12 protein-coding genes are annotated in these 12,217 nt (G+C 51.7%); 4 read left to right on the top strand and 8 right to left on the bottom strand.

What is annotated here, in order from left to right:
• The first annotated feature begins 104 nt into the window (after window positions 1-104).
• Window positions 105-791: a hypothetical protein gene (locus tag D4L85_RS15025; RefSeq protein ID WP_160143743.1), complete on the top strand. Its 687-nt coding sequence runs from the start codon at window positions 105-107 to the stop codon at window positions 789-791.
• Here the strand turns inward: D4L85_RS15025 and D4L85_RS15020 are convergent.
• Genes D4L85_RS15020 through D4L85_RS15010 form a run of 3 tightly spaced genes read right to left on the bottom strand, consistent with a single transcriptional unit; the run spans window position 781 to window position 3,747 of the window.
• Window positions 781-1,602 carry a polysaccharide deacetylase family protein gene (locus D4L85_RS15020; RefSeq protein WP_119755058.1) on the bottom strand — a complete coding sequence of 274 codons (822 nt, stop codon included), beginning with the start codon at window positions 1,600-1,602 and terminating at the stop codon, window positions 781-783. The two genes, D4L85_RS15025 and D4L85_RS15020, sit on opposite strands and share 11 nt — an antisense overlap.
• On the bottom strand, window positions 1,595-2,563 hold the full coding sequence (locus tag D4L85_RS15015; protein ID WP_228450903.1) for a glycosyltransferase family 2 protein: 969 nt from the start codon (window positions 2,561-2,563) through the stop codon (window positions 1,595-1,597). The genes D4L85_RS15020 and D4L85_RS15015 overlap by 8 nt, the downstream gene beginning before the upstream one ends.
• Window positions 2,560-3,747 carry a glycosyltransferase family 87 protein gene (locus D4L85_RS15010; protein ID WP_160143742.1) on the bottom strand — a complete coding sequence of 396 codons (1,188 nt, stop codon included), beginning with the start codon at window positions 3,745-3,747 and terminating at the stop codon, window positions 2,560-2,562. Before D4L85_RS15010 ends, D4L85_RS15015 begins: the two co-directional genes overlap by 4 nt.
• Window positions 3,748-4,187: 440 nt before the next feature.
• On the opposite strand from D4L85_RS15010, the gene dnaX reads away from it, so the two are divergent.
• From dnaX to D4L85_RS14995, 3 genes are all read left to right on the top strand, one after another.
• Window positions 4,188-5,297 (top strand): DNA polymerase III subunit gamma/tau, encoded by a 1,110-nt coding sequence (gene dnaX, locus D4L85_RS15005; RefSeq protein ID WP_119755056.1) that lies wholly within the window; start codon window positions 4,188-4,190, stop codon window positions 5,295-5,297.
• Window positions 5,298-5,608: 311 nt separating this feature from the next.
• Window positions 5,609-5,944, top strand: coding sequence for a hypothetical protein (locus D4L85_RS15000; RefSeq protein WP_119755055.1), 336 nt, complete (start codon window positions 5,609-5,611; stop codon window positions 5,942-5,944).
• A 30-nt stretch (window positions 5,945-5,974) separates the two neighbouring features.
• Window positions 5,975-6,373, top strand: coding sequence for a hypothetical protein (locus D4L85_RS14995; protein WP_119755054.1), 399 nt, complete (start codon window positions 5,975-5,977; stop codon window positions 6,371-6,373).
• A gap of 72 nt (window positions 6,374-6,445) precedes the next feature.
• Here D4L85_RS14995 and D4L85_RS14990 read toward each other — a convergent pair whose 3' ends face one another.
• The 5 genes from D4L85_RS14990 to D4L85_RS14970 all read right to left on the bottom strand — a co-directional run bounded on the left by D4L85_RS14990 (window position 6,446) and on the right by D4L85_RS14970 (window position 12,213).
• A complete protein-coding gene (locus D4L85_RS14990; RefSeq protein WP_119755053.1) occupies window positions 6,446-7,996 on the bottom strand; it encodes a helicase HerA-like domain-containing protein in 1,551 nt (516 codons plus the stop codon).
• 102 nt (window positions 7,997-8,098) lie between these two features.
• Entirely contained in the window at window positions 8,099-9,028 is a 930-nt protein-coding gene (locus D4L85_RS14985; RefSeq protein ID WP_119755052.1) for a DUF3078 domain-containing protein, read from the bottom strand.
• Window positions 9,029-9,085: 57 nt separating this feature from the next.
• On the bottom strand, window positions 9,086-9,499 hold the full coding sequence (locus D4L85_RS14980) for a response regulator (RefSeq protein WP_073137794.1): 414 nt from the start codon (window positions 9,497-9,499) through the stop codon (window positions 9,086-9,088).
• A 137-nt stretch (window positions 9,500-9,636) separates the two neighbouring features.
• Complete coding sequence (locus tag D4L85_RS14975) at window positions 9,637-11,559, bottom strand: LysM peptidoglycan-binding domain-containing protein (RefSeq protein ID WP_119755051.1); 1,923 nt, start codon at window positions 11,557-11,559, stop codon at window positions 9,637-9,639.
• 12 nt (window positions 11,560-11,571) lie between these two features.
• The gene (locus tag D4L85_RS14970; protein WP_119755050.1) at window positions 11,572-12,213 is read right to left on the bottom strand and encodes an O-methyltransferase; all 642 of its coding nucleotides are present in this window, start codon (window positions 12,211-12,213) and stop codon (window positions 11,572-11,574) included.
• Between the last annotated feature and the right edge of the window lie 4 nt (window positions 12,214-12,217).

Below are 12,217 nucleotides of genomic sequence, written 5' to 3'. Positions count from 1 at the left end.
GACGTTGTAAGCGGCCTATTGTTTTCTTACTTTTATCTCCCGTTCGCAAAAACCGGGTCATGAATCCCGGCACGCAACCGGTGGGATTCATTCCTTGTATGAATATGATCAGACGACTGCTTACATATGCCTGGTGCTTTTGCTGCGCAACGGCCTGGGCTCAGACCTCGATATTGGAGATCGCGAATCCCGCACCACGTGCCGGCGAGGAAGTCGAGATCATCATCACGGTGAAAAAAGAAAGCCTGGAGGCCATCGAAATCAAGGAGAAAAAATCCACCGAAGATTTTGCTGCGCTGCGCAAGAACAAGATCGCCTTTGGCAATCTAAAAATATCACAAGTGCTACCGGACACGGGCAAGGTAAAGATCGGACCGTTTCGTTTTTCCATCGCCGACCGCGTGTATGAAACCAACAGCCTCACGTTGCGCGTATACCCCAAACTTCCCGATACGGCGCGCGAGGGACTTTGGATCCGCCAGTTAGACTACAACGGACAGAGCTACCTGATCATCGAACAACGCAGCGAAAGCGAAGACGCAAAATTCGCCCAACTGAATCGCGACAAGATGGAAGCTTCCGGTCTCAACATCGTGACCAGCACATCCAAATCAGAAAGCCAGTTCCTGGACAAGAAAACGACGGCAGGTGCCACACCGGTGAGCTATCGCATATCGACCTACAAATTCAAACGCACTTCTGCTTTCAAAGGAAAGGTGAAGATCGATAAAAGCCTCTTTCTTGATTTCCCGCCCAACGTCTCGATGGACGAGCTTTGGATCAAGGGGTAAGGGGTCCCGTCAATCGCCCGGCATGCGCTTCATGTTGTTGCGAAAATTCGCGTAGCACTTCAAACGTGTAGCCCTTGCGGTGGCACCAGGACAACCAGCCATCAAAGGCTTCGATCATCTTTGTTCCCGTCTTGCGTTTTACGAACCCCGGAAAACCAAAGCGTGGCAGGGTGAGGTCTGTAAATTCCCAAGGGTGAAAGTAGATGTTGAGGTAATGATCTTTCATCATCGTGATCGCGCACAAGCCGCGGTATAGCCCTTGCGGCAGGTTGTGAAACGACAACCAAAAAAGCGGGAAGCGAACGAAGGGTGTCGCCGACGCTGGGATCTCCAACAAAGTGCCGCTGCGAAACCAGGTTCTCTTTTTGAAATAGTTGTTGTACCGGCCGGGAATATAAACTGGGTTTAACGACGAGTTGTACCGGTACCCCGCCCGGATGATCTCCCCCGTCTCCACCGGCATCATGCGCGCCATGCGAAACCCCTCGATGCTCCTTCCCGATAGTCGCTCAAGCTCCAACCGCGATTGTAACAGGTGTTCGTTTTTAAAATCGGAATGATAAAAACCGTGTGAAGCCAACTCATGTCCTTCGCCGAGAATGCGTTGAATGATATCGGGCACATTTTCTGCAAACACCACCGTACTAAAAAAAGTGGCCCGTGCGGAATGCTTCTTCAGCAAATCGAGAATGTGATGACAACCGGCTTTGGATATGGCAATCTGTTCTTCGAATGAAATGGATTTTCCATACTCCAACGGCATGTCGAATTCTTCTATGTCGAAAGAAAGGTAAAGACGCGGTCTAGGCATAGGTTGCTTTAACAACACCGGGATGGTTCGTGGTCCGGATAACATATTGGGGTCTTCCTTTTCCCTGAACAACAATGCGGCCGAGATACAGACCGATAATGCCCAGCATGAGCAATTGCAGGCCGCCGAAAAATATCACCGTCATGATGATCGAAGTCCATCCCGAAACGGCATGGCCCGTAAAATAACTGATGAGGGCGTACGGAAGATAGATCAATGAAATAAGGAAAAATATGATGCCGAGATAGGCCGTGATCACCAGCGGCTTCGTGCTGAACGAGGTGATGCCTTTGAAGGCCAGGGCCACCATGCGCATCAGGCTATATTTGCTTTTTCCTGAAAAGCGGCCATTGGGAACATAACGCACAGCAGCTTGTTTGAACCCCATCCACTTCACCAGCCCACGAATGAAGAGGTCGTTCTCACCAAAGCGGATAAACACATCCACCGTCGACCGGTCCATGAGCCGGAAGTCGGCCACCCCTTTTTCCAAATCGATGCCCGACAATTTGTTCAGGAGTCTGTAGAAATAGGATGAGCTTTTGCGCTTGAACCAGGAAAGACCCGGATCTTCTTCGCGGACGGTGTAAACGACATCGTATCCCTTTTCCCACTGGGTCACCAACTGCGGAATGATCTCCGGCGGGTGCTGCATATCACAATCCATGGAGATCACGCCATGTCCGCGCGCCACGTCCAGACCCGCCTTCAGCGCATGCTGGTGTCCAAAGTTTCTTGACAGTTCGATGAAAAACACGTTCGATTGACCCGCCGCGATCTCTTGTATGAGCTCCAGCGAATTGTCGCGGCTTCCGTCGTCCACGAAGATGATCTCACAATCATAGGGAAGGCTGTCGAACACACGCAACAGTTCCGAGTAGATCTTGCGGATGTTTCCGGCTTCGTTGAAAACGGGCACCACCACGGAGATGAGTTGTCGGTTCATTTGGTTCATGATCATGCGATTGTTTTTTGCCACTTCGACGATGGACTATATTTCAAAAGCTCAGCCATTAAATATAACCAAACCAACACACACGGAACAGCCTTCAATGAATAGGAAGTGATGAACGCCCTGACCGGCCGGGGCACGAGGTCCGTGGGCGACAACGACGTCAACACAAAGGCAAAGATCAACAATCCTAAAACAATCTTTGCCGGCGGTGGTTCATGCAACAGGAACCAAAGCGAAACGCCTGTGAAGGCAATGATGTAGGTAGACGACTCCGTGCTGCTGCTGAATAAACAAATGAATAGCAACACCGAACACAGCATGAGCTGCTGGAACGTAGGGTCGTCGTAATATTGAGTTTTAAGATAGGGCAACAGAAAAAGTATAAGACCGGGAATCAAAAAGTAAAGCATCGGTATGTCGCGGTGGCCCGACACACGCCGCACCACCCCCGACAGGGAGATGTCCTGGTGACGCGACTCCTTGGCATTCAGTTCATCTTTGGTTTTGATGGACGTATACCAATCCCGGTACGACTGCACTACAAAGGCGGGACCCGAAATGACCATCGGCGCTGTGAAACATACGATCGCCCAAAACAAGCACGCCGCCACCAGGCCCGTTTTGTGTTTCGAAAAAAAGAAGAATGCCAGGCCGGCTATGCTATACAATTTTATAAAGGTGCCGGCCATGATCACGGCGGCCGCCCAAAAATCTTTCTCTTTCCGCATCCATGTGTAGGCCAGGATAATGGACGCCGCCACCATGGGATTGATCTGCTGGTTGGAATAGGATGTGTAAAGCTCGTTGGTGACCAGCCACAGCAAGGCTATCCCGGTGGATTCTTTTAGCGGAAGCTGACGGATGGCATAAAACAATACCACACCATTGAACATGATCCACAAACAAAGCCCGAGGGCGTCGGGCATCAGCGCGAAAGGTGCAAAGACCACGCTGAAGAAGGGTCCGTAGTGATTGGAGTCGTTGTGTTCGTCCGGATAAAGCGCGTAAAGGTTCTTGCCTTCCACGCTGTTCCAAAACACATTTTTAAAAATGCGATAATTGTTATAGTGACCCAGTGCATAATGCTGAAGGCCTGCCACCGTGGCCAACGAGAGCCATACTACCAGGATGAATATGGGCTTTCTAAAAATCTTTTTTATCAGGGGCACAACACGGATAGAGAGGCTCACTTTACATAGGTTTATGTTTCGATCCTTTTTTCCTTAGACACGAAGATGCGACAAGAAGATGGTTTCCCTTGAAAATTTAAATTCGGGAATCCATATCGTTTTATTCCAAAATGTCTGTCGATACAATCGTCGAACTGCTAACCTTGGGGGAACAATCAGAAATGCAGTTGAGGGGGGGGTAGACCGAACTATGGCCCACAGTCCAAAACTACAACACATGCCGGTTTTATCGACATCCCTTGATTCTATTATTTTTGCCTCCGCGTCCCCGAACAGTTGTTCAGCAAGATCAAGGCTTTCATCCGCACCCAAACGAAATGAACGAATGAAAGGCCCGGGTGTTGCCTTGCCGTTTAATAACGGAGAGGGTCCTGGTTGGTTTGCGTATAAAAATTTTTTGCGCTTGTCAACTTTACAATGTTCCTGTTATCTTGCGGCCGATGGAGAATTTTGTCGTATCGGCACGGAAATACCGCCCCACGGGGTTTGACGAAGTAGTGGGCCAGGAGCACATCACCACCACGCTCAAAAATGCCATCGACAACAACAAACTGGCGCAAGCGCTGTTGTTTTGCGGCCCTCGCGGCGTGGGCAAAACCACCTGTGCCCGCATCGTTGCCCGCCTCATCAACGGGTTTGAAGAAAAGGCTGAAACCAACTCCCTGAATATCTTTGAGCTGGACGCCGCCTCCAACAACTCGGTGGAAGACATCCGGAACCTGATCGACCAGGTGCGCTACCCTCCCCAGTTTGGAAAATTCAAGGTCTATATCATCGACGAGGTGCACATGCTTTCCAACGCCGCCTTCAATGCCTTTTTGAAGACGCTGGAAGAGCCGCCCTCCTATGCCATCTTTATCCTGGCTACCACCGAAAAACACAAGGTGATCCCCACCATCCTGTCGCGGTGCCAGATTTTCGACTTCAACCGCATACAGATCAGCGATATCGCGCATCACCTCAAAAAGATCGCGCAACGCGAAGGCATCCCCGCCGAGGATGAGGCCCTCCACCTGATCTCACAAAAAGCCGACGGCGCCCTGCGGGATGCGCTCTCCATCTTCGACTTGATGGTGACCTATTCCTCCGGCAAAGGCGTCACCTTCAACGCTACCCTCAGCAACCTCCACATCCTGGACTACGACTATTATTTCCAGGTAGTGGACGCCCTTTTGACCCAGAATCACACGCAACCCCTCTTGTTGCTGGACGAGATCCTGCGCAAAGGGTTTGACGGTCACAACTTTATCGTAGGCCTCAGCGAACACCTGCGCAACCTGCTCGTATCGCAAGACGCGCGCACCACCAACCTGATGGAGGTGCCCGAAAGCGTGAAGAAGAAATATGCGCAACAAGCGCAGTCCTCTCCCCCTTCGCTCCTGCTCACCTGGCTGAACATCGCCAACCAGTGCGACATCAACTACAAAGGCAGCAAGAACCAGCGGCTATCCGTGGAGCTTGCGCTCATGAAAATGGCGAACGTGGGAGCCGTGCTCCAATTGCAACAGTTGAACCATCTGGGGGATGGGTTAAAAAAAAAATTAGTGTAACCCCGGAAGAACCCGGAGCCGCACCGGCAGAACCCCCCACGGTAGCCGAAACACCCGCTGCGACGGCCCAAACCAGTCCAACACCATCGTCCTCCACTCCGAAAGAAACACCGGCGCCTACTCCAGAAACACCGCCGCTTCCCGGACTTTCACAAAAGCCTGACTACTCCGAGCGCTCCCGCTTCAAAACGGCTCCTAAAACGACGGTAAAACTTACCGGCCTCACCAAGGTAGAACCCAAACAAGAACAGACCGCCGAGCAGCAAATCGAGATCCAATCGAGGGCCAGCCAGTCGTTCACACCCGAGCAAATGCAGGCCGCCTGGAATACCTTTGCCGAACAACGGAAAAAATTCCAGGCCGAATACCAGCTCCTCAGCCAACCCTATGAACTCCGGGGCACACAGGTTATTGTTCATTTGTTGAGTCCCGTCCAGGACACGATGCTCAACAACATCAGGGCCGAGCTCATCACCCACCTGCGCGACACCCTACAGAACTATTCCATCCTCGTAGTGGGCGAAATGCGCGAAATGGAGGAGAAGAAAATGATGTACACGCCCCGCGACAAATTCGACTACCTCGTGGAGAAGAATCCCAACCTGAAGGAACTGAAAGAAAGACTTGGGCTGGACCCTGATTTCTAGGTAAATTGGTCATACCCAAACCTCTTGCCTATGAAACGGATCTTTGTTGCGTGCCTGGGCATGACCCTGGCCTTCCTTCTTGTTTCGGCGCAAAATCCTGGCTCACCCCAAACTCCTGCTGTTATGTATGTGGAACGAAACGTCTTCACCCTCAAGTTCGGCGCCAGCAAAGAGGCGGTGCCGATGTGGAAAGAATATCTGGAACGCGTGCAGAAGCGCGATAAGAAGATTCATGCGCGCTTGTTGACCGATGTGTCGGGGGCGGCGTATAGCCTGGTGTTGGAATTGGGGTATGAGACCTTCGCGGAAGCGGAGCCTTCGCAGTGCAGGCTTACGCATCAGGAGGATTGGAAGGAGTTTTATGCGAAGTTTATTCCTTTGTGTGAGCGGTCGGAGCGGACGTATTACAGGTTGCAGGTGGAGTTTTAGAATTCAGGTTTCACCGCAGAGATGCAAAGGCGCAAAGTCAACGCAAAGGCGCTTCGCGTTTTGATCCAGCGCTTAAAATAATCCCCCTCTCCTTTTCGAACTCCGCCGCGTGCTCGTCCCAAACAAAACCCCGAACACCCCCCTCACCAACTCGCGCCCTACTTGCTTTGCCACCGGCGACGCAATCACTTCTTCAAAAGTAGATTTCTCCCGTCGCGACGAAGTCTTCGCTTGTGCCTTCTGCTCCTTTGCCTCCGCCTGCTCTTCTTCGTGCTGCTTCATGCGACCATCCAACATCTCAAAAGCACTTTGAGGATCGACCGTCTCTTTGTATTTCTTATACAGGTCCGACGACTCCAGTTGCGTTTTATATTCACCATCGCTCAACGGCCCCATCACCGATGCCGGCGGCGCCAAATGCGTCACCACGGTTTCGGTGGGAATGCCTTTCTCATTGAGCACCGTGATGAAAGCCTGCCCGGTACCCAGTTGCGTAAACTGTTGTTCCATCTCATAGTACTCCGACTTAGGAAACGTCTTCACCGTTTCTTTTAGTGCTTTTACGTCATTGGGTGTGAACGCGCGGATCACGTGATGCACACGATTACCCAACTGTGCAAGTACCGAAGGCGGCACGTCTTGCGTGAGCTGCGTGCAGAAGAAGATGCCCACGCCTTTCGAGCGGATCAACCGGATAATTTGATCGATCTGATCCAGGAATGCTTTTGGCGCGTCGTTGAAGAGCAGGTGGGCTTCGTCGAGAAAGAAAATGAGTTTGGGTTTATCCAGGTCGCCGGCTTCGGGCAGGCGCTGATAAAGCTCGGCCAGCAGCGACAGCATGAACGTGGAGAAGATGGCCGGTTGGTTTTGAATGTCGGCCACGTTGAGCAGGCTGATGACACCACGGCCATCGATCTTTTCGAACAAGTCTTCTACGTCGAACGAGGTCTCTCCAAAGATGCTGTCGACACCTTGTTGTTCCAGGGCCACGATCTTGCGCAGGATGGTCGAGGCGGTGGCGCCGGATATTTTTCCATAGTCGCTCTTGATCTCTGCGGCGCCCGGGCCCTCCGTGAGGTAGTTCAACACTTTCTTGAGATCGTTGAAGTCCACGACGGGCAAATTCTTATCGTCGGCATATTTGAAAAGAATGTTCAGCACACCGGTTTGGGTGTCGTTCAGTTCCAGGATTTTGCTGAGCAACGTCGGACCGAACTCTGTGACGGTGGCGCGCATTTGTGCACCTAGTTTTCCGGTCAGCGAATACAACTCGACAGAAAATCCGGAGGGTGTATATTTTATGCCCAACGCATTGGCGCGCTCGGTGATCTTCTCGTTGACCGCGCCCTCTTTGGCCATGCCCGACAAATCGCCTTTCATATCGGGCATGAAAACACAAACGCCGGCGGCCGAAAGTTGCTCGGCCATGAGCTGCAAGGTGCGTGTTTTACCCGAGCCGGTGGCGCCCGTCACCAACCCATGCCGGTTCATCATGCGCAAGGGTAAATTCACTTTGGCTTCCGCGATGATCTCGTTGTTGAGAACACCCGCGCCAAGATAAATAGAGGGAAGCGACGTGGTGTAGGCCTTGTTGATGGCGGCGATGAAATTTTCTTTTGACATGGGGCGATGGTTTTTATGCAAGTTAAAATTATCGCGCTATCAAAAAGAAAAGGCCTGAAAATTTCAGGCCTCTCCAATATGGCTGTTGGGACGTCTATCCTATTATTTCGGTTCCTCGTAGTTCTGGAAGGTGTAGGCAAAGCCCAGGTTGAACGCCTGGCTGATCTGCGCGCCAGAATCCTGGTCGTAATCGTAGAGCAGTATCCCTCCTAAACCAACCTGGATGAACCGATTCACTTTTGCATTCAGCAACAGCTCCAGGCGGTGGTCGATGGTTTTCAAGGCCAGGGTCTCGTAGTTGGCGAACATGATGTAGCGCCATTGCAGGTTCATGTTCTTGGCGATGTCTTTATTGAACTCGGCCATTAACTGGAACGCCAACCATTCAAAACGGGTTTGGTCGGGCGGCGTTACGCCATAGGGTTTTACGGGATCTACGGAAGGAATAAACCGTTCGGAGTTGCGCACAATGGTCACCCTGGGGGCAAACGGTGAAATGCGCACTTTAAAATAATCCACCGGGTGATACTCCAAGCCCCAGGCTGAAGTAATGTAGCCGGGGGCCAGAAAATCGGAGATCAAAATACTTTGCTCTACGCCATTGGCGTCCTTCTCATATTTGTATCCTGGGGCAAACTGCGAGATAAAGTTGAGCGAAGAGAACAAACCCCAGTTCTTGCTGAGTTCGTAACCATACTTGGTGTCGATAAAAATGCGGTCCACCGTTTTGCGATAACCCTGCCCCGCGTTGTTCACAAAACCGTAGAGCAGATCGATCTCATTCTCCCAGCCGTTCCGGCCGTGTTTGTAGGTAAGCTTATAGTTGAACCGGGCGTTCAAACCGATGGAGTTCGTACCCCCAGCCTTCCAGTTAGATGAAAATGAAGCTTGGTTTAGGTTGATATTGAACAACAGCTTCCGCTTCCAGTGTGTGAGCGAATCAGGCTTCACAACTTGAGCCTGCAAACCCGGGGCGATGATCAGTAAGAATAAAGCAACAAGGACAGAAAGGAGGGTATGGGTCTTTTTCATAACAGTGGGTTTTTGACAAAACTACTAAGTAGCGTTAAAAACCCAAACAATGAAAAATCAGATATTGTTTAGCTTGATCTCGTCGAGGGCCACTTCGGTGAGCGGCTTGGTGATGAACTTGATCACGTGATTGTTGTTCACAATCTTGTCGATGTCGCGTTTGTTGTCGGAGCTGGAGAGGATGATGACCTTGCACTTGTTTCTCACCACTTCGTTGAACTTCTCAAACTCGTAGAGAAATACGAAGCCATCCACGATGGGCATATTGATGTCCAGGAAAATCAGGCTGGGTAGATTTTCGGCATTGGTCTGGTTCTCGCGTAGGTAATCCAACGCGGTCTTGCCGGAACCTTTTACTTCCACGCGCTTGGCAAACTTGGTAATCTCAATGATACGCTTACTGATAAAGTTATCAGTGTCATTATCATCAACGAGCATTACTAAGTCAATGGCTTTTGTATCAGTTTGCATCAATAATCAGTAAATCAGGCCTCACTTTCAATTCCACGAATCACAAAAATATCCTTTTGTTAGAATATCCGGCATGGGTTCCGTAAAATTCATGAAGTCAGGTAATAAATTATCTAAAAACGTAAAAAAACCGCAATTTACCTACTCTTGATTTTCAGCCGCTCGCCAATGGACAAGGTAAAGTCCTTTTTATTGTTCCATTCCATCAGTTCCTTGATCGTTACGTTATATTTTCTGGCGATGCTGTAGAGCGTATCGGTGGATTTTACCTCGTGTTCGATCTCCTTGACTGGGGTCGCGACGGGCGTCTCGACCTCAACCGGCTGACTATCAACCAACTTGATCACCTGACCCGGTTTTATGCCTTCCTGCAGGTTCAGCTTGTTCCAGTTTACCAGGTCCATTACGGCCACGTTATACTGTTTGGCGATGGCATACAGGGTTTCGCCCTGCTTGACGATGTGTTCTCCTTTGTTTTCGGGAACGACAACTTCGATAGTTTGTTGTGTTGCTGTATCAGGAGCCATGGCAGCCGGGGCGTTTGGCTGTATGTTTTGAACTGAATCCTTCGGTTCCGGGGCTTTCTCTACCGGAACGGTGGCGGTTGACACCTGGGCGATGGCAGGGCCTGTCGCAGGCGTTGTGGAAGGAGTCGACGACGATGTTGTTCCTGTGGCTGACGGGGCAGTTGCAGGGGGCACCGTGGCCGCCGCGGGCTTTACCGATACCGTTGGTTCCGTCTCTCCGGAAGCACCCCACGAAAATGTCTGGCCATTGTCTACTTGTACCACTTCGGCCGGCGGCGTCATCTTATCAGCATCTTTTGGCTTCATAGACGCCAGCCAGAGCGTGGTGCCCGCCGTCAACGGCGCTTCGGTCGACGACAGCCGGTTGTAGCGGCGCAGCTTTTTCATCTGCACACCGTACTGCTGGCTCACAGCCCAGAGGTCTTCGCCCACCAGCACTTTGTGGTAGGCTTCGGTTCCGCGGGCGCGTTTCTTGCCCAACAAATAATAGCGATCCGGCACCAGGGCCGTGGTGATCGTGATGTCGTTCCATTTTGCAAGCTCACTCGCAGTCACTCCCGCGCGCGTGGCCAATTGGGTCACGTTCTCGCCGGCCACGGCCTTCACCGCGTTGATGCCGTTGATCTTGATGCGCGTGGCCTTGCTGGCGATGGCTGCTCCGGCCGCAACCGGGGCCGCCCCGGCTTGTGCGGAAGCCACCGTGCCGGCAGCTGTTTCCGGAAGCTTAAAGGGCTTGCCGTCGCCTTTCATGGGAATGAGCACGATGTATTGACGGTCTTCCGGAATGGTGCCTTTCTTCACCCATTTGTTATACTGCACCAGTTCGGTCTCGTTCACGGAAACTTCGCGGGCCAGGTCGCTCAGGCTTTTCTTGCTCCGGTTCTCATAGGGCACCACTTTCGTTTCGCCTTCGCCTTTCACGGCATTTTCAAAAGCTACTTTGTGCGCGAGGAATTTCTTTACATACCAGTAGGTGCTGCTGTTGATCTCCATGCTCTTGGCACCACTTTCTCCTTTATCCACGGTCTTCATCACACCTCCTGCACCCATCTGGTAGGCTTGCAGGGCGTAGACCCAGTTGTTAAAAAAGAAGTTGTTCTTCTTGATATAGCGCGCCGCGGCGCGCGAGGATGAGACGATGTTGAGCCGCTCGTCGATCTCCTTGTCCACACGCAAACCCATTTCCAGGGCGGTGTACTCTTTGAATTGCCAGAAGCCCACAGCATTGGACACCGACACGGCATCGGCAATGAGCGCGCTTTCCTGCAGTACGAGATATTTGAAATCGTCGGGCACGTTCTCCTCTTCGAACACCTTTTGGATCAGCGGGAAGTAGGTCTTGGCCCGTTCCACCTTGATGTTATGATGGCGGGGTGAAGCGGTAAGCGCATCCACGTCCTTTTGGATCTCGCGTCGGGCATCGTCACGGATCGTGAGCGTCATGCCGGCGAATTCCATCTTATGCGGAACTTGTGGTGTTTGCGCGGCGACTGTAAAACAGGTCGCAAAAAATAGCGCGAATAGTATTCTCATGATCAAACCGTTCTACAAAGATACTTTTCTTATTGTCAAAATCCCATCTCTTAACGGAAGAAGTGCGTTTTCAACGCGCGGATCGTTCTGAATTTTCGCGTTGAAGTCGATGATCGCCTTCGTGTCCTTGTCCACGTTGCCTTGCAACACCTTGCCGCTCCACAGCACGTTGTCGGCCAACAGGAAACCGCCTATGCGCACTTTGTCGAACACCAGGTCGAAATAGCGGGCGTAGTTCTCTTTATCGGCATCGATAAACACCAGGTCGAACGTTTCGTTCAGCGTTGGAATTATCGCGCGCGCATCGCCCACGCGGTAGTCGATCTTGGCGTTCATGCCCGATTCGCTGAAATAGGCCCGCACACGGGTCTCCAGCTCTTCGTTGATGTCTATGGTAATGATCTTGCCGTCGGCGTGTAGTCCTTCGGCCATGCACAGCGCAGAGTAGCCGGTGTAAGTGCCGATCTCCAGGATGCGCTTGGGTTGGATCATATGACTGACCAGGGACAAGAAGCGTCCCTGCATGTGCCCCGACAGCATGCGGGGCCGCAGCACCTGGGCATGCGTTTCACGGTTGATGCGTTTCAGCAACGCGCTTTCCGGCGTGGTGTGTTCTTCGGCATAGCGCTGGATGTTCTCGTCTATAAATTCCATTGGG

Origin of the sequence: Chryseolinea soli (assembly GCF_003589925.1) — a bacterium.
Lineage (GTDB): Bacteria > Bacteroidota > Bacteroidia > Cytophagales > Cyclobacteriaceae > Chryseolinea > Chryseolinea soli.
This window is presented reverse-complemented; position numbering and strand designations above follow the sequence as displayed.